Origin of the sequence: Plastoroseomonas hellenica (genome assembly GCF_018129085.1) — a bacterium.
Taxonomy (GTDB): Bacteria; Pseudomonadota; Alphaproteobacteria; order Acetobacterales; family Acetobacteraceae; genus Plastoroseomonas; species Plastoroseomonas hellenica.
In genome coordinates, this window is record NZ_JAAGBB010000004.1 from 111,671 (window position 1) to 128,889 (window position 17,219).

Below are 17,219 nucleotides of genomic sequence, written 5' to 3' on the forward strand. Positions count from 1 at the left end.
CTCCCATTGTGCTCGGCCCGCGAACCTAGGATATTATACCCATGCGCCATGACGACATCTGGCGGGCCCTCGACGCCTTGGCGGCCGAGAATGGGCTTTCGGCCTCCGGCCTCGCCCGCAAAGCGGGGCTCGATCCCACCGCCTTCAACCCGTCCAAGCGTGCCGGGGCTGACGGCCGCGCCCGCTGGCCTTCGACCGAAAGCATCGCCAAGGTCCTCGACGCCACCAGCACCGGTATCGAAGCCTTCGCCGACCTCGTCACCGGCCAGCGGGCGCTGCCCAGCGGCCGCGCGCCGGCACGGCGGCACCTCCCCCTGATCGGCTTCGCGCAGGCCAGTAGCGACGGCTATTTCGACGAAGGCGGCTTTCCCGTCGGCGGCGGCTGGGACGAGATCTCGATGCCCGAGGTCGCCGACCCTCATGCCTACGCGCTCGAGATCTCCGGCGATTCCATGGAGCCGGTGCTGCGCGACGGCGACACCATCATCGTCTCCCCCGCCGCCCCGGTCCGCCGCGGCGACCGCGTGGTGGTGCGCACCGCCAAGAGTGAGGTGATGGCCAAGGAGTTGGCGCGGCAATCCGCTCGCCGGATCGAGCTGAAGAGCCTCAACCCGGCGCATCCGAACTACACCTTCGACCTCGGGGACATCACCTGGATGCACCGGGTGGTGTGGTTGAGTCAGTAGTTTTTTGAGGCCTCAAGTGCCGGCGCGTTAGCTTTCATTGTCCTCAGACGCCGGCGGCCGCATCCGCGGCCTTGGCTTACACGCTGTCAGGGCGGCATTGGCGACATCTGTCGGTCGCGCGCGGGGCCGCATTCGCGGCCCCGGAGCATCGGCTCCGCCTCGCTCCGCAGAAACCAACGGCGGCCTTCGGCCGCACTCCTTTCCGATCAGGTCGGTGGCGCGGTCTCGGCCGCCGGCTCCGCGGCGGGCGTCGGGTCGGCCGCGGCAGGCGCCGGTGCCGTGCTGGTGGAGGCCGGCGTGGCGCCCGGCTGCGGGCGCGCGGCGGTTGGGGTCTGGGGGGCCGGCGGGGCCGGGCGGCGCTGCATCTCGCCGGTCATCGGGATGAAGTAGACGCCGACATCCTTGCGGCTGCGCACGCGCCCTTCCTCGTCCTTCGTGTAGATGTAGAGGAACTGGCCGCGCCGGAAGGGCTGCCCGATCGGGATCAGCATCCGCCCGCCGGGCTTGAGCTGCGCCAGCAGCGCTGGCGGCACGTATTGCGCGGCACAGGTGACGATGATGGTGTCGAAGCCACCCTGCACCTCAGGCCAGCCGAAGAAGCCGTCGCCGACCCGTGTCTCGATATTGGTGTAGCCGAGCGGCGCGAAGATGCGCTGCACGGCGCGGCCCAGCGGCTGGATGATCTCGATCGAATATTGCCGCGCCACGATCCGCGACAGCAGCGAGGACTGGAAGCCACTGCCGGTGCCGATCTCCAGCACCACGTGATCGGGCTTCGGATCGCAGGCCTGGGTCATATAGGCCTGCCCGAGATAATCCGAGAGCGCCGAGCCGTAGCCGAGCGCCCAGGGCTTCGCGTCCGCCTCCCAAGCGTCGAGCGGCGTCGCGCGGCCGCCTTCGTACATGTAGTGGAAATACTCGCGCGGCACCTCGGCGAAGGCGCGCAGCACCGCCGGATCGGCCGCGCCGAAACGGGTGCGGAGATAGCTCTCGATGCGGCGCAGCCCGTCCTGGCGGCGTTGCTGGATGGTCCGGAAACCGGCCTCGTTCAGCCCCGTCTCGCGCCCGGACGCGCGCATGGCGGCGAGGTAGGCGGCATGGGTCCAACCCCCGCTCGCCTGCTGCGCCTCGGCGACCGCGGGCAGCACGAGACCAGCGCCAGCGGCAAGGAAATGGCGACGTCCGAAGGTCATTGCGCGTCGTTCCGGGGAAAAACCAACATGGCCGTTACATAACACAGCAATGCCGCCACCAGCAGCGCCGAAAGCCCCTCCGTGCGCGCCAGGAGGTTAGCGAGTGGCGTAGAAACCACACTGAAGGCCCCGTTCAGCGCCCAGGCCCAGGGCAGCAGCCGCGGCGCCCGCCGCGCGAAGCGCTCGAGCCCGAGCGGGAAAGGCAGCCCCAGCGCGATCCCGGCGGGCGCGGTGATCGCCAGCACCAGCGCCGCGCGCGCGATCCAGGGCCAATCGAGCGTCGCCCCCACCAGGTCACGCAGGCCGACCAGCGCCAGCCCGCACCAGAGCAGGATGACCCCACCCGCGACCAGCAGCGCACCGCGCGGCCGCGCCTCGAACCGTCCGGCCATCATGCTGCCGAAGCCGGAGAAAACGAGCATCGCTGTCAGCACCAGCGCGAAGCCGGTCGCCCGGTCCTCCAGCAGGAAGGCCGCCTGTTCGATCAGCGCAATCTCGATCATCAGGAAGCCGAGGCCGAGTGCTGCGAAATAGGGCAGCGCCCGCAGCACCAGCCCAGCCGGCGCGCCGATGCCGCCGCGCCGGAGCGCCGGCAGCAGCGCGACCAGCAGCGCGAGCAGCGCCGCCTGCGCCAGCACCGCGACATTCACGAGCGTGCCGATCTCCGCCTGCGGCAGCACCTCGACCCGCGCCAGCGCCAGCGGCAGGGCGGAGAGGCGCACCAGCGGCGCCAGCCAAGGCCGGTCCTCGGTAACCGGGGAGCGGTCGAAGGCATCCTCCGCCGGCGTCCCCCCCAGCACGCCCGGCGCCTCCTGCGCGATGGCGTCGTCGCCGGCCGCCTGGGTTTCGGATTCGAGCGTGACCGGCGGCAGCTCGTTCCAGACGGTGCGGTCGGGTGCCACCGCGTCCAGATGCGGCGCGAAGGAGATGTCGAAGGACCGCTCCTCCGCGAAGCGGTGCAGAGCCGCGACCCGCGCCGCGTCCCAAGGCACGGGCGAGACCAGTGCGCGCAGGTTCCAGGCCGAGCGCAGCACCACGACATGCGCGGCGGGATCGGCGACGCCGGAAAGCCGCAGCGCTTCCCGCACCGAGGCCAGCACGCGGATCGCATAGACCGGCAATTCGCGGATGTTGACCGGCAATGACAGCACCCCGCCCGGCGTCAGCCGCGCGAGCTCGTCGGCGATCGCCTCCGCCGCGTAGAGGTGCCGGCTCTGCTCCTCGGCATCCAGGATGTCGCCGGCATAGTCGATCAGGTCGAAGCGTTCGCCCGGCGCGCGCAGCGGATGCGTGTCCGAGAGGGTGACGCGCGGATCAAGCGGCAGCGGCGGCACCGGGCCGATTCCGTCGATCAGGATTCGGCGCAGCATCGGCTCCGGTTCCTGCACGACGACGCTCCGGGCATCGAGCGCCAGCGCCTCGGCGACGCGGAAGCCGCCGGAGGCGCCGATCAGCAGCACCCGCGGATGGTCGAGCAGCGCATAGGGTCCGGCGGCCAGTGTTGCGCGCGCATAGGGTGCCGCGAGCGCCTCCATCGGCAGTGCGGCAATGCGCACGCCGTCGCGGTATAGCCCGTAGCTGCGCGCCGGCGGAGGCAGGCCGAGCAGGCCGAGATTGTTGCTGATGTCGGTGTCGAGGCGCTCGGTGAAGTTCTCGAGCAACTGGTAGACGCCGCGCGGGCTCAGCACCTCGGCCAGCACCCGGCTCTCCGGCACGTTGCGCGCGATGGAGACCGGCTTGTATTCGCTGACCCGCGGCGCGGCGGCGAGAAGCACCAGCGCCTCCGAGGCGAGCAGCACCAGCAGTGTCGCGCCGCGCAGCAGCGCGGGCCGCGCCGCCGGCGTCAGCAGGGCCGCGATCGCCAGCACCGGCAGCAGCGCCGGCACGAGGTCGAAGGGGTGCAGCAGGTGCAGGAGCGCGATGGTCGCGACCGCACCGGCGCCGGCGCCCAGCAGGTCCCAGCCATAGACCCGGCCGATCGCCTGCGCATAGCGCACGAAGTAGAGCGAGACCGCGAAGCCGGTCAGGAAGAAGAAGGGAAACAGCGCCGCGTAGTAGAGCAGGATGTTCCAGGCCTGCTCCTGCCAGGTGACGCCGTTCTGCAGTTCCAGCGGGTTGAAGGGATTCAGCGTCACGCCGACCCAGCCGGCCGCTCCCGTCCCCATCAGCGCCAATGGCAGCGCCGGCAGCAGCCAGGAGGCGCGCTTCAACAGCGCATCGCGGCCGAGCACCATGACGACGCCCGAGACCGCGAAGCCGGTCATCGCGATGGAGATCACCCAGTAGCCATATTCCGACCAGCTCGCGACCGCGAAAAAGCGCGTCAGCCCGGTCTCCAGCGCGACCGCGGCCAGCGAGATCAGGAACAGCGGCAGCAGGGCGCGCGGCGTGACCTTTGCGTCGCTCATGCCCATTGCGCCCGCCGGGCGGCGAATTCCGCCAGCAGGCCGTTGAAGCGCGACGCCTCGTCGACGAAGAGCGCGTGGCCCGCCCCCTCGAAGACCTCGATCCGCGCATCGGGGTGGCGCGCGGCCAGCGCTTCCCCCTGCACGGCGAAGTTCGGGCGGATGGCGTAGAGCACCGGCCGCCGCGTGCCATAGACGGCATCCCGCCAGTATTCGCGCGGGCGCGGGTAGGAGAGGAGGTCGATGCTCGCCTGCAGCGGCACCCGCAGCACGTCGCGGCTCAGCCGGTCGAGATAGTCGGGCGGCTGCGGCGTGCGGAACATGGAGGCGACGAAACCCCGCACCGTCGGCTCCCGCCGCTGCCGCAGCGCCGGGATGAAGCGGGAGCGCGAGGCGCCGGAGGGTGCCGGTCCCTCGCCCACCGAATTGTCGACCAGAATCAGCCCGGCAATGCGCTGGTCGCCATGCTCGGCGATGGCGGCGAGACCATCGAGCACGCCAAGCGACCAGCCGACCAGCACCACACGCGGCAGGCCGAGCTGGGCGATCAGCTCCATGATATCGCGCCCGCGCCGTCCGGGCTCATGGCCGCGTGTGGCGATCTGCGACTGGCCTTGGGAGCGCGGATCGAAGGCGATGACGCGATGGCTGAAAGCGAGTGCCGCCACCTGCTGCTCCCAGATCCAGGCCGGCATGCACCAGCCCGGCACCAGCACCAGCGGCCGCCCCCGCCCGGCATCGACGTAGTGGAGGCGGACGCCATCGCTGCTGGTAAAGAAACGATCGATGCCGGTGGCGAGCACCGGCGCGGCGGGACTGGTGAGCGCCGCGGCCAGCAGGGCGCGGCGGCTGAGCGTCCGATGACCGGAGGGCCGAATGGCCCGAAGGTCTGAATCGGACGCTCCACTGACGAACGTCCGATGACCGGAGAGCCGAATGGCCCGAAGGTCTGAATCGGCCCCTCGGCTGACAAGGTTGGACTCGGGCATCGCGGACGGCTTGTCCCCCTGGGGATCAGAGGCTTGTCGCGTCCGCGCAGCCCGAGGGCAAGCCTTCAGGCCATCCCGCCCCGGGCGCTGACCGGCCAGAGGCACTCCACCCGGCCACGGCGCACGCCGACATACCAGTCGTAGCGATCGACGGTCGGGTCGCAATGCCCCGGCACCAGGCGCAGCTTCTCGCCGAGCGCCGGCGCGGCGCCATCCTCGATCACGATCTTGCCATGCTCGTCCGAGGCGCCGACGAAGCGCAGCCCCGGTCGTTCCCAGATCACGGGCAGGCCGGAATCGACCGCGACCGCCTTGTGCCCGGCATCCACCACCGCCACGCCCGGCATCGCGCGGCTCATCACGGTCGCCAGCACGAACAGGGCGTGGCGGAAGGGGGGCGCATCGTCGTTGCGCGCGTAGTCGGCGTCCATGAAGGCGTAGGAACCGGCCTGGATCTCCGTGTAGACGCCGCTCGCCGCCTCATGCCGGAAGGTGCCGGTGCCGGCACCGCCGACGATCGGGCAATCGAGCCCGCGCTGGCGGAGCTGTTCCACGGTGCGCCGGGCGGAATCGGCGGCCGCGGCGATGGAAGCGGCGCGCTGCTCCGGCGTGCGCTGGTGCTGGGCGCTGCCGTGATAGGCCTGCAGGCCGCCGAAGCGCAGATGCTTCGATGCCGCGATCCGCTCGGCTAGCGCGACCGCGGGCGGACCGGGCTCCACACCGCAGCGGGCCATGCCGACATCGATCTCGACCAGCACCGGCACCCGCACGCCAGCCGCTTCGGCCGCCGCCTCGATGGCGGCGACCTGGGCCGCGTCGTCGGCACAGATTGCGACATCGGCGATGCGCGCCAGCGCGATGAAGCGCGCGAGCTTGCGGGCGCCGACCACCTGGTTGCTGACCAGGATGTCGGGGATGCCGCCCCAGGCGAGCTGCTCGGCTTCGGCGACCTTCTGCACGCATTGCCCGACCGCGCCGCGCGCCATCTGCAGCTTCGCGATCACCGTCGATTTGTGGGTCTTGGCATGGGCGCGCAGCTTGGCGCCGGTCGGCGCCAGGAACCCTGCCATGGCGTCGAGATTCGCCTCGAAGGCGTCGAGGTCGAGGATGAGGGCGGGGGTATCGACCTCTTCCTCACGCATCCCGGGTTCGGCGGGCGGCGACTGCAGCATGCGGGTTCTCCTTCGACGCGAAGGCTAGAGCAGATCTTGTTCTGGCGGAATCGCCCCCCATGCCATCTTACGCACCGGAACAAACGGAGACCTGCCTTGGGTGCCAAGTCCTTCCCGCTGACGCCAGCACAGGCCCGCGCGATCTGGCTCCGTGCCCAGCGCCTCGACGCCGAGGCGCCGTTCGGGGAAGGTCCGGAGGCGACGCGGCGCGCGGTCGAGCATCTCGGCTATGTGCAGATCGACACGATCAACGTCATCGAGCGCAGCCACCACCACATCCTCCATACCCGCATCCCCGGCTATAGCCGCGCCGATCTTGAGCAGGCGCAATCGACCGACAAGACGGTCTTCGAGTATTGGACGCACGCGCTTTCCTATGTGCCGACGGCCGACTACCGCTTCTTCATCCCGGCGATGGAGCGACTGCGCCAGACCCCGAACGCCTGGCTCGCTGGGGTGGACGCCGATGACTATGCCGCGCTGCTGCGCCGCATCCGCCGCGAGGGCGCACTCTCGATCCGCGACATCGATGACGAGGTGCTGGTCGAGAAGACCCATCCCTGGGCCAGCCGCAAGCCATCGAAGCGTGTGCTGCGGCTCGGCTTCTTCATCGGCGATCTCACCATCAGCAAGCGCTCCGGCATGCTGAAGAGCTATGAGCTCGCGGGGCGGCATTTCGGCTGGCTGCGCCGGCCGAGACCAGCGACCGAGGCGCAGATCGCCGCCTACCTCCTGGATCGGGCGGTGCGCTCGCAAGGCATCGTTAGCCTCGATTCGATCTGCTTCGGAAACCTGGCCTCGAAAGCCGCGGTCTCCGGCCTGATCGAGACGGCGGTCCGGCGCAAGCGGCTCCTGCCCGTCACGCTCGATGGCCATGCGAAGATCCAGCATTGGGCCCCGCCGGCCGCACTGGACACCACCGCCGAGGCGCCGCCCCGTCCGCAGGTCCATATCCTGTCGCCCTTCGATCCGCTGGTCATCCAGCGCAAGCGCCTGAACCTGTTCTTCGGCTACGAGCATCGGTTCGAGGCCTATGTGCCGGCGGCGAAGCGCGTGCTGGGGTATTTCGCGCTGCCGGTGCTGATGGGCGACGAGGTCGTCGCCGCCATCGACCTCAAGGCGGATCGCCAGGCGCGCAAGCTGCTGGTGCAGAAATGGACATGGATCGCCAAGCGGCGCGCTGGGCTGAAGCTCGCCATCGAGGAGGCCATGGCGCGCTTCGAGCAGTTCCAGTTGTCCTAAAGTCAGGGTAGCTCGGCGGCCACGGAAAGGCCTGGCCAGCGCGCCGCCCAGCGCTTCACCCGGATGCGTTCGGCGAAGATCGCGCGCTTCGCGGCGGAGGCCGCGAAATGCGGCGTCGGGCGGAGGCGGCACGCGAGGAGATCGTCGAGGCCATGCGGCGCCATGATCTCCAGCGCGTCGCCTGTCCAGCGCGCGGCGATGGCGGTCGCGGTCTCCGGCCAATGCGCCACCGCGTCGCGCGCGTCAGCATAGGGCACATCGCCGTTGCGCACCGCCATGCGCGCCTGGTTGCGCACCGACCAGGGAAGATCCGGCCGGACAGCGTGGAGCCGCGCCTCGATCGCCATATCCGCCGCCTCTGGCGCCAGCGCGTCGAACCAGATGACGTCGATGTCGCCGGGCGGATTGCTGCCCGGCGACAGTCCGGAGAGCGCGTCCCAGACCGTGTTGCGCAGCAGGCCCGCGCCGATCCAGACGTCCGGCAGGCCGAGCCTGACCACCAGGCGCAGCGGCTCCACAACGGCAGGAGTTGCTTCGAGGAATCGGCCGAGTCCGGCCGCGTCGTGGATCACGGCCAGGGCGCCACGTCGGCGCGCCAGGGTGGTGCCATCCAGGCCCGGGCGCGCAGCGGGCCGCGCGGGGTCAGCACGCGCACCGGGCAGAGCCGGTACTCGGCCCCCTCATAGGCGGCGAGGCGGCGGAGCGCCGCGGCAGGCGGGTGGATCACCTCGCCCGCGACCGCGCCCTGCCGGTCGGGCCGGAGCGTCGGCCAGGGCGTGCCGCGCAGCGCGACGCGGCGATGCCCGAGCAGGATCGCCGGCACCATGCGGCGCGCCAGCCGCGCATCACCGCCGCGCCGCGCCAGCACGGCGGGATCGAGGAGCGTGCCGTAGACGAAGATGGGCGCGCTCACTCCACCTGCATGCGGAGCTCGGTCACCAAGGGCCGCACCTGCGCGAGCTGAGCGCGGACATTGGCGCCGAACTCCTCCGGGCTGTCGCCGCCCGGCGCCGCGCCGAGCTCGTTGATGCGGTTGGCGACGGCGGGGTGGCGGGCGGCGGCCGCGATCTCCTGGTGCAGCCGCGCGAGCACCGGCGCCGGCGTGCGCGCGGGAGCGAAGAAGCCGTTCCAGCCGAGCAGCTCGATATTGGGAAAGCCCTGCTCCCGCGCGGTCGGCACATCCGGCAGGGCGCTCGCGCGTTGGGCGGCCAGCGTTGCGATGGGGCGCAGCGCACCGCCGCGGATATGGCCGAGCGAGGAGGAAAGCTGGTCGCCGCCGAAATGGATGCGCCCCGCCAGCATGTCCTGCACCAGTGGCGCAGCGCCGCGGAAAGGCACGTGGTCCATGCGGATCTGCGCATCGCGCTTCAGGATCTCGCCCACCAGGTTCATCGTGCTGCCCGGCCCGGTGGAGCCGTAGAACAGGTCGGTCCGAGTGCGTGCGAGCGCCACGAATTCCCGCAGGTTCTGCGCCGGCACCGCAGCGCCGACCAGCAGCATCATCGGCACGTTGGCGCCCATGGAGATCGGCGCGAAGTCGCGTTCGATCGCATGCGGGGCGCGGTTCTGGAATTCCAGCGCCGCTGTCGTGGTGCAGAAGGTGAGGTTGTGGAACAGCAGCGTGTAGCCGTCCGGCGCCGCCTTGGCGACGACGTCGGCGCCGATCGACCCGCCACCGCCTCCGCGGTTCTCGACCACCACTGACTGCCCCATCGTCTCCGTCAGGCGCTGCGCATAGAGCCGCGCCAGCAGATCGGTGGTGCCGCCTGCCGGGAAGGGCACGATGATGCGGATGGGGCGCGAGGGATAAGCAGCCTCCTGCGCGGCCCCGAAGCGCGGCAGCGCCGCGGCGAGAGGGGCTGCGAGAAGGACGCGACGGCGGGTCAGCATGGATGTCACTCCCGGGATAACCTTATGGTTACCCCGAGCGTGGCCGCGCTTCCCGCCTGCCGTCAATGACCCGCGTTTTCGCCCGAGAAATCCGGCGCCGCGAGACCGCTGGCGGTGAGCTGGCGGACCAGGCTCGCCTTCAGCCGATCGAGCCCTGCCTCGCTCGTCGCCTCGCAACGCGCCACCAGCACCGCCTGGGTGTTCGAGGCGCGCAGCAGCCACCATCCATCCTCGGTCAGCACCCGCACGCCATCGACGTCCTGCACCTTGGCACCTTCGGCCGAGAGGCGGTCCTTCACCTCGGCGACGACCTGGAACTTGCGGTCCTCGGCGCAGTCGAAACGCAGCTCCGGCGTGTTGATCACTTGCGGCATCGCGCGGCGGACGTCGGAGAGCTTCTCCGTCATCCGCGCGACGATGCCGAGCAGCCGCAGCGCGGAATAGGGCGCGTCGTCGAAGCCGTACCATTTGTCGGCGAAGAAGATGTGGCCCGACATCTCCCCGGCCAGCGGGCTGCCGGTCTCGGCCATCTTCGCCTTGATCAAGGAATGCCCGGTCTTCCACATCAGCGGCGTGCCGCCGGCCTTCGCGACCTCGTCGAACAGCACCTGGCTTGCCTTCACATCGGCGATGATGATCCCGCCCGGCTTCGCCTTGAGCACATCGCGCGCCAGCACCACCAGGAGCTGGTCGCCGAACAGGATATGGCCTTCATCATCGACCACGCCGATACGATCCGCATCGCCGTCGAAGGCGATGCCGAGATCGGCTTTGCGGGCCCGCACCTCGGCGATGATCTGCTCCAGGTTCTTGGCGACCGTCGGATCCGGGTGATGCGCCGGGAAGGTGCCGTCGATGGTGCCGTTGATGACGGTGTGCTCACCCGGAAGCCGCGCCGCCAGCGCCTTCACGATCTCAGCACCCGAGCCATTGCCGGGATCCCAGACCACCCGCAGCTTGCGCTCGCCGCCGTCATAGTCGCGCAGCATGCGCGCCAGGTAGTCCTCCGCGATGTCGACATGCCGGTCGCTGCCGGCAGCCTCCGCCACCACGTCGCCGCTGGCCGCCATGCGGCCGATCTCCTGGATCTGCGAGCCGAAGAAGGGCTTCTTGCCGAGCATCATCTTGAAGCCGTTGTAGTCCGGCGGATTGTGGCTGCCGGTCACCATCACCCCGCCATCGGCCGCGAGCGCATAGGTCGCGTAGTAGAGCATTGGCGTGGGCCCGGTGCCGACCCGCAGCACCTCCAGCCCGCAGGCGCTGAGCCCCGCGACCAGCGCCGGCTCCAGCTCCGGTGAGGACAGCCGCCCGTCTCGCCCGACGGCGACCGTCTTCCCGCCGCCGCGCGCGACGATCGAGCCGAAGCAGCGGCCAATCGCGAAGGCGTCCGCGGGATGCAGCGTCTTCCCGACGATGCCGCGGATGTCGTATTCGCGCAGCGTCGTCGTGTCGAAGCGGTGATTGAAGGCGGTCATCCGGGTCTCCCTGGAGCGTGGCGACGTTGAGCATGCTCCGCCGGCATAGGCGGACGGATCATACCTTGGGCCGGCCGATGGAGTGATAGCGGAAGCCGGCCTCGCGCATCGCGACCGGATCCCAGACATTGCGCAGGTCGAGCACCACGTCGCCCCGCATCGCCGCCTTCAGCTTCTGCGGCGAGAGGGCACGGAACTCGTTCCATTCGGTCAACAGCACCACGGCATCCGCCCCCTCGGCGGCGCCCAGCGCATTGCCGGCGTAACGGACGCTGGCCGGCAGCGACTGCCGCGCAAACTCGCTCATCGCCGGATCGAAGGCGGCGAGCTTGGCCCCCGCGGCCGCCAGCAGCGGCAGCACCGTCAGTGACGGCGATTCCCGCATGTCGTCGGTCTCGGGCTTGAAGGTCAGGCCGAGCACCGCGATGGTCTTGCCGGCGACATCACCCCCGCAGGCCTCGATGACGCGCGCCGCCATGGCTTCCTTGCGCGCCTCGTTCACCGCGACGGTGGCTTCCACCAGCCGCAGCGGGCGGCCGTAATCCTGCCCGGTGCGCGCGAAGGCCAGCGTGTCCTTCGGGAAGCAGGATCCGCCATAGCCCGGGCCGGGATGGAGGAACTTGCGTCCGATGCGGCCGTCGAGCCCGATGCCGCGCGCCACGTCATGCACATCGGCGCCGACCTTCTCGCAGAGATCGGCCACCTCGTTGATGAAGGTGATCTTCATCGCCAGGAAGGCATTGGCGGCATACTTGATCATCTCGGCGGTCTCGATCGCGGTCGCGACCACCGGTGTCTCGATGAGGTAGAGCGGGCGGTAGAGCCGCTTCAGCACCGCCTCGGCCCGCTCGGACTCGACGCCGATCACCACGCGGTCAGGCCGCATGAAATCGCCGATCGCATTGCCTTCGCGCAGGAATTCCGGATTGGAGGCCACATCGATCGTGAGGTCCGGCCGCGCCCGGCGGACGATCTCCCGCACCTGGGCACCAGTGCCGACCGGGACCGTCGACTTGGTGACCAGCACGGTCGGGCCGGTCAGCGCCCGCGCCACCTCCTCGGCCGCCGCGAAGACGTAAGTGAGGTCGGCATGGCCGTCGCCGCGCCGGGTCGGCGTGCCGACCGCGAGGAAGACCGCCTCCGCACCCCCGACCGCCTCAGCGAGATCGGTCGTGAAATGCAACCTTCGGTCGTGGACATTGTCGGCGACCAGCTTCTCCAGCCCCGGCTCGTAGATCGGGATGCGGCCCGCCTGCAGCGCCTCGATCTTGGCCGGATCCTTGTCGAGCACGATGACATCGTGCCCGAACTCGGCGAAGCAGGCACCGGAGACAAGGCCGACATAGCCGGCGCCGATCATGGTGATGCGCATCGCGTCAGTCCTTTCGTCCCGGGATCGCGAGCCATGGCCATGCCGGTTCCGCAGCCCAGGCGCAAGGGTCAGGCATGCGACGGTTCCGGGGGCAGCAGCGGCAGCAACTTCTTGAGATCCTTCTCAGCCCGACACGCAAGATACCGTGGTTGCGTTTGCATCTCACCCAACGGAAAGGCCGTCAGCCCGATATCCTCGTAGACGCGGAGCAATTCCGGGCCGGTGCGCCAGAAGGCGGGATCGACACCCGCGCTCTCGCACAGGTCGCGGAACCGCCAGATCGCGGAAATTCGATCCCGCTCCTCTCCGGCGGGATCCCCGAGCGCCAGCCACACATCATCGCGCTTCACGAAAGCGAGACCGGCGCGGCCGGCATCCCCGAACACGGCGCCGTCCGCCATCTCCGGCGCCAGCGCGCCGAGGCCGCGCAGGCGCAGCCTGGTCTCGGCGTCGTAGGGCGTGGCCGCGCGCCGGGCGGGCCGGAGCAGGCGCAGCATCGCGACCAGCAGCAGCACCGCCGACAGCCCGACCGTAAAGCGCAGGGAATCCGGCGCCACCCCGGACAGCACCACCTGCCACCAGCTCGCATGCGAGATCGAGCTGTCATAGGCAACGAGCGCCAGGGTGATGGCGCAGCCGGCAATGGCACCGAGCGCCAGCGTCGCCTCCCCCGACAAGGGTTCCCCGATCAGCCGCGCGATGCGGTAGAAGGCACCGCGCATCGCGGCCAGCAGGACGAAGACGGCCAGGAAGGCCCCCCAGAGCCACCAGGCCTCCCCGCGCAGCCACAGGATGGCGGCGCCGTTCAGCAGGAACAGGAGGCCGAGGATCCAGGCGATGCGCAGCCGGCGCAGCATGCCATAGCCGGTCACCAGCAGCAGCGACCCCACGACGGAGGCCGCGAAATGCGAGGCGATGGCCGCCGTCGGACCGGCCCACTCCTCGATGATCGTCCCCTTCACCGGCAGCGCGCCGACGAAGATCAGGATGGCGCCGCCAAAGCCGACGAGAGAGGCGAGCGCCGGCACCTCCAGCGCCTCGCTGCCACGGATATTGCCGGTCAGCCGCTCGAAGGCGGCGCGGCGCTGCGCCACCTCGAAGGCGGCGAAGAGGGCGCCAGCCACGAAGAGTGGGGCGATGTAGTAGTAGAGGCGGAACAACAGCAGCGCCCCCACCGCTTGGGACGGTGCCATGTAGGGCGACAGCGCCAGCAGCAGGAAGCCGTCGAAGACACCGATGCCCCCCGGCACGCTGGCCGCGATGCCGATCGTGTAGCCGGCGACATAGATGCCGAGGAACTTGACGAAGGTGAGGCCCTCGGCCTCCGGCAGCAGCGTGTAGAAGATCGCTGCCGTCACCGCGACATCGACGCTGGCGAGCGTCACCTGCGCCAGCGCCATCTTCAGGCCCGGCAACGCGATCTCGTGGCCGAAGATGCGGATGCTCGAAACCAGACGCGACGCCACGATATAGGCGATGACGATGCTCCAGAGCAGCAGAGCGATACCGCGCATCGCGACATCCGGCACATGGTCGCGGAACCAGGGCAGGATGCCGGGCTCCACCATCAGCACCATGCCGCCGAGCGCGAAGCCGCCGAGCCCATAGGTCAGGCTGGTGAAGGCGACGAGCTTCGCGATCTCGAGCGGCGTCAGCCCCCAGGCGGCGTAGAAGCGGTAGCGCACCGCCGCCCCCGAGACCGCGGCGAAGCCGAGATTGTGCGCCAGGGTATAGGAGACGAAGGAGGCGAGGGAGCTGCGCGCATAGCTCACGGGATGCCCGGCATAGACCGAGCCCAGCCGGTCGTAGATGGTCAGAACCGCGAAGGCGAGCAGCGTCCAGCCGGCAGCGATCCAGAGCGAGGCCGGCGGGATCGCCGCCAGCGCGTTCCGGATATCCGCGACCGAGAGGCCGCGGAACTCGTGCTGCACGACGTAGATCGCACCGACCAGCAGCGCCAGGCCGAAGACCGTCGGCCCGTGGCGGCGCAGCAGCGGCCAGATCGTCTTCACGGGGCGTGGTCCCCGCCATCCTCGCGCGCCAGCGCCGCCTCGATCAGCCCGATGGTGCCGGCGATGCCGTAGAGTGCCACGAAGCCGCCGAAGCGCGGCCCTTCCTGCTGGCCGAGCAGCACCTGGTACAGCGCGTTGAACCAGGCGCGGGAGACACCTTGGCGGCCATCCTTCCCGGCCTCCAGGAAGGGCTCCCGCCGCCCGGCGTCATAGACCAGGTCCTGGATGGCGCGGGCGCGCTCCTCGGCCGGCAGCGCCTCCAGATCCGCCGCGCGGTCGCGGAGTGCGGCGAGCAGCGCTTCCAGCGCCCCCCGCTCGCCCGCATCCGGTGCCCGGTGCTGCTTCTGCGGCAGCACGAAGTCGCGGTAATAGGCGACCGCGTATTCCGCGAGGCGGGCCAGCAGCGGATGGCTTTCCGGCGTCGCCTCCGGCGCGTAGCGGCGGATGAAGCCCCAGAGGATGGCGGGCTCGTCGGCGTTCACGACGCTCGCCAGGTTCAGCAGCATGGCGAAGGAAAGCGGGCTGCCCGGATCGTTGGTGGGGCCGCCATGGATGTGCCAGGCCGGGTTCGCCGGATCGGGCGCGGCGCGCAGCCGGTCGAGATGCGCGACATAGTCGTCCACGGCGCGGGGGATCACGTCGAAATAGAGCCGCTTCGCCCGCTGCGGCGCCTGGTACATGAAGTTCGCCAGGCTCTCCGGCGGCGCATAGCGCAGCCATTCGTCGATGGTGAGCCCATTGCCCTTCGATTTGCTGATCTTCTGGCCCTTGTCGTCCAGGAACAGCTCATAGGTGAAGCTCACCGGCGGCTCGGCGCCCAGCACCCGGCAGATCGCCGAGGAGAGCTTCACGCTGTCGATCAGGTCCTTGCCCGACATCTCGTAATCGACGCCGAGCGCGTACCAACGGAGCGCCCAGTCGGCCTTCCACTGCGCCTTGCAGTGGCCACCGGTGATGCGCGTCTCGAAGCGCTCGCCGCTCTCGGGGTCGCGCCAGACCAGCGTATCGCGGTCCGGGTGCACCGCCTCCATCGGCACCTGCATCACGACGCCGGTCTTCGGATGGAGCGGCAGGAAGGGCGAATAGGTGGCGCGCCGCTCCGGCCCCAAGGTCGGCAGGATGACGTCGCGCACCGCGTCGTGGCGCTCCGCCATGCGCAGCAGCGCCGTGTCGAAGCGGCCACCCTTGTAGTAGTCGGTCGAGGAGGCGAATTCGTATTCGAAGCCGAAGGCGTCGAGGAAGGCCTTCAGCCGGGCGTTGTTGTGCGCGCCGAAGCTGTCATGGGTGCCGAACGGATCGGGGACCGCGGTCAGCGAGCGGCCGAGATATTCGGTCAGCATCGCCTTGTTCGGGACGTTGTCCGGGACCTTGCGCAGCCCGTCCATGTCGTCGCTGAAGGCGATCAGCCTGGCCGGCAACCCGGTCATGCGCTCGAAGGCGCGCTTCACCCAGGTGGTGCGCGCCACCTCCCCGAAGGTGCCGATATGGGGCAGGCCGGAGGGGCCATAGCCGGTCTCGAACAGCGCGCCCGCCGGTTTCGGGCGGGCCGCGAGGCGATCGGCGACGCGCGCCGCCTCCTCGAAAGGCCAGGCCCTGACGGTACGGAGCGATGGATCAGCGGTCATCCCGGCCAGATGGCAGGCGGGGGCGGCGGGGTCAATTCGGCTCGTTGCGGGAATGCGCGCCATCGCATGACGGGTTTGCGACGACCGGTGTGGCGCCGGCGGCCGGTCTGCGCTAATCGGGCGCTTTGCGTCTCATGAGGAAGGGTGTCATGCGCGTCGGCGTGATCGGGGCCACGGGTGCTGTCGGCAAGGAACTGGTGGAGGTGCTGGGCAAGCGCCGCTTCCCGGTGACCGAACTGAAGCTCTTCGCCTCGACCCGGTCCGCCGGCACCCGAATTAAAACCCCCTTCGGGGAGGTGGCCATCGAGGCCTTCTCCCCCGAGGCCGCGCGCGGGCTGGACCTGGCGCTGCTGGCCGTCTCCGGCGACTTCGCCAAGCAGCATGCCCGGGCGCTGGCCGCCGAAGGCGTTGCGGTGGTGGACAATTCCTCCGCCCTCCGGCTCGAGGATGACGTGCCGCTGGTGGTGCCGGAGGTGAATGCGGCCGCGATCGGCAAGCATCGCCTGATCGCCAACCCCAACTGCACCACCGCCATCCTGGTCGTGGCGCTGGAGCCGTTGCGCCGGGCCTTCGGCCTGAAGCGCGTCATCGTCTCCACCTACCAGGCGGCCAGCGGCGCCGGCGCCGAGGGCATGCAGGAGCTGGAGCGGGAGACGCGCCGGGCGCTGGTCGAGGGCCAGCCCGCGGGGCATGCGGTCTTCGCCCATCCCCTGCCCTTCAATGTCATCCCGCACATCGATAGCTTCCAGCCGAACGGCTATACGCGGGAAGAGATGAAGGTCACCTGGGAGAGCCGGAAGATCATGGGTCAGCCCGACCTGCTGATCTCCTGCACCGCCGTCCGCATCCCGACCTTCCGTGTGCATGCCGAGGCGGTGACCATCGAGACCGAGCGCCCGGTGACGCCGGAGGCGGCACGCGAAGTGCTGGCCGCGGCGCCGGGCGTGATCGTCGTCGACGAGCCGGGGGCGAATCGCTACCCGATGCCGCTGACCGCGACCGGCCGCGACGATGTCGAAGCCGGGCGCATCCGGGCCAATCCGGTCTTCGGCGATCGCGGCCTCGACCTCTTCCTCTGCGGCGACCAGTTGCTGAAGGGCGCGGCGCTGAACGCGGTGCAGATCGCGGAACGGCTGCGCGCTGCCTGAACGCCCGAAA

14 protein-coding genes are annotated in these 17,219 nt (G+C 70.1%); 3 read left to right on the plus strand and 11 right to left on the minus strand.

Annotated features, from left to right (window positions below; genetic code table 11):
* Positions 1-41 precede the first annotated feature (41 nt).
* Complete coding sequence (locus tag GXW71_RS04525; protein ID WP_211851209.1) at positions 42-686, plus strand: S24 family peptidase; 645 nt, start codon at positions 42-44, stop codon at positions 684-686.
* Positions 687-892: 206 nt separating this feature from the next.
* Here the strand turns inward: GXW71_RS04525 and GXW71_RS04530 are convergent, their stop codons facing one another.
* From GXW71_RS04530 to GXW71_RS04545, 4 genes are all read right to left on the minus strand, one after another.
* Complete coding sequence (locus GXW71_RS04530; protein WP_211851210.1) at positions 893-1,879, minus strand: protein-L-isoaspartate O-methyltransferase family protein; 987 nt, start codon at positions 1,877-1,879, stop codon at positions 893-895.
* Positions 1,876-4,287 carry a hypothetical protein gene (locus tag GXW71_RS04535; protein ID WP_211851211.1) on the minus strand — a complete coding sequence of 804 codons (2,412 nt, stop codon included), beginning with the start codon at positions 4,285-4,287 and terminating at the stop codon, positions 1,876-1,878. Before GXW71_RS04535 ends, GXW71_RS04530 begins: the two co-directional genes overlap by 4 nt.
* The gene (locus tag GXW71_RS04540) at positions 4,284-5,087 is read right to left on the minus strand and encodes an alpha/beta fold hydrolase (RefSeq protein WP_211851212.1); all 804 of its coding nucleotides are present in this window, start codon (positions 5,085-5,087) and stop codon (positions 4,284-4,286) included. The genes GXW71_RS04535 and GXW71_RS04540 overlap by 4 nt, the downstream gene beginning before the upstream one ends.
* A 251-nt stretch (positions 5,088-5,338) precedes the next feature.
* Positions 5,339-6,445, minus strand: coding sequence for a DSD1 family PLP-dependent enzyme (locus GXW71_RS04545; protein ID WP_211851213.1), 1,107 nt, complete (start codon positions 6,443-6,445; stop codon positions 5,339-5,341).
* 96 nt (positions 6,446-6,541) lie between these two features.
* Between GXW71_RS04545 and GXW71_RS04550 the strand changes: the two genes are divergently transcribed.
* Positions 6,542-7,687, plus strand: a complete 1,146-nt coding sequence (locus GXW71_RS04550; RefSeq protein ID WP_211851214.1) for a winged helix-turn-helix domain-containing protein — start codon at positions 6,542-6,544, stop codon at positions 7,685-7,687.
* A 2-nt stretch (positions 7,688-7,689) separates the two neighbouring features.
* Here GXW71_RS04550 and GXW71_RS04555 read toward each other — a convergent pair whose 3' ends face one another.
* From GXW71_RS04555 to GXW71_RS04585, 7 genes are all read right to left on the minus strand, one after another.
* Positions 7,690-8,259 (minus strand): nucleotidyltransferase family protein, encoded by a 570-nt coding sequence (locus GXW71_RS04555; protein ID WP_367617244.1) that lies wholly within the window; start codon positions 8,257-8,259, stop codon positions 7,690-7,692.
* A complete protein-coding gene (locus GXW71_RS04560) occupies positions 8,256-8,600 on the minus strand; it encodes a gamma-glutamylcyclotransferase family protein (RefSeq protein ID WP_211851215.1) in 345 nt (114 codons plus the stop codon). The genes GXW71_RS04555 and GXW71_RS04560 overlap by 4 nt, the downstream gene beginning before the upstream one ends.
* Positions 8,597-9,577 carry a Bug family tripartite tricarboxylate transporter substrate binding protein gene (locus GXW71_RS04565; RefSeq protein ID WP_211851216.1) on the minus strand — a complete coding sequence of 327 codons (981 nt, stop codon included), beginning with the start codon at positions 9,575-9,577 and terminating at the stop codon, positions 8,597-8,599. Before GXW71_RS04565 ends, GXW71_RS04560 begins: the two co-directional genes overlap by 4 nt.
* A gap of 62 nt (positions 9,578-9,639) precedes the next feature.
* A complete protein-coding gene (gene pgmG, locus GXW71_RS04570; RefSeq protein WP_211851217.1) occupies positions 9,640-11,052 on the minus strand; it encodes a phosphoglucomutase/phosphomannomutase PgmG in 1,413 nt (470 codons plus the stop codon).
* A gap of 58 nt (positions 11,053-11,110) precedes the next feature.
* On the minus strand, positions 11,111-12,424 hold the full coding sequence (locus GXW71_RS04575; RefSeq protein ID WP_211851218.1) for a UDP-glucose dehydrogenase family protein: 1,314 nt from the start codon (positions 12,422-12,424) through the stop codon (positions 11,111-11,113).
* A 68-nt stretch (positions 12,425-12,492) separates the two neighbouring features.
* Complete coding sequence (locus tag GXW71_RS04580) at positions 12,493-14,436, minus strand: phosphatidylglycerol lysyltransferase domain-containing protein (RefSeq protein ID WP_211851219.1); 1,944 nt, start codon at positions 14,434-14,436, stop codon at positions 12,493-12,495.
* Positions 14,433-16,061, minus strand: a complete 1,629-nt coding sequence (locus tag GXW71_RS04585) for a lysine--tRNA ligase (RefSeq protein ID WP_211851220.1) — start codon at positions 16,059-16,061, stop codon at positions 14,433-14,435. The genes GXW71_RS04580 and GXW71_RS04585 overlap by 4 nt, the downstream gene beginning before the upstream one ends.
* Before the next feature lie 149 nt (positions 16,062-16,210).
* Between GXW71_RS04585 and GXW71_RS04590 the strand changes: the two genes are divergently transcribed.
* Positions 16,211-17,209 carry an aspartate-semialdehyde dehydrogenase gene (locus GXW71_RS04590; protein ID WP_211851221.1) on the plus strand — a complete coding sequence of 333 codons (999 nt, stop codon included), beginning with the start codon at positions 16,211-16,213 and terminating at the stop codon, positions 17,207-17,209.
* Positions 17,210-17,219 lie beyond the last annotated feature (10 nt).

Coding starts and splice junctions, on each gene's coding strand:
- GXW71_RS04525 (WP_211851209.1), top strand. CDS start 42: ATGCGCCATGACGACATCTGGCGGGCCCTCGACGCCTTGGCGGCCGAG.
- GXW71_RS04530 (WP_211851210.1), bottom strand. CDS start 1,879: ATGACCTTCGGACGTCGCCATTTCCTTGCCGCTGGCGCTGGTCTCGTG.
- GXW71_RS04535 (WP_211851211.1), bottom strand. CDS start 4,287: ATGAGCGACGCAAAGGTCACGCCGCGCGCCCTGCTGCCGCTGTTCCTG.
- GXW71_RS04545 (WP_211851213.1), bottom strand. CDS start 6,445: ATGCTGCAGTCGCCGCCCGCCGAACCCGGGATGCGTGAGGAAGAGGTC.
- GXW71_RS04565 (WP_211851216.1), bottom strand. CDS start 9,577: ATGCTGACCCGCCGTCGCGTCCTTCTCGCAGCCCCTCTCGCCGCGGCG.
- pgmG (WP_211851217.1), bottom strand. CDS start 11,052: ATGACCGCCTTCAATCACCGCTTCGACACGACGACGCTGCGCGAATAC.
- GXW71_RS04575 (WP_211851218.1), bottom strand. CDS start 12,424: ATGCGCATCACCATGATCGGCGCCGGCTATGTCGGCCTTGTCTCCGGT.
- GXW71_RS04585 (WP_211851220.1), bottom strand. CDS start 16,061: ATGACCGCTGATCCATCGCTCCGTACCGTCAGGGCCTGGCCTTTCGAG.
- GXW71_RS04590 (WP_211851221.1), top strand. CDS start 16,211: ATGCGCGTCGGCGTGATCGGGGCCACGGGTGCTGTCGGCAAGGAACTG.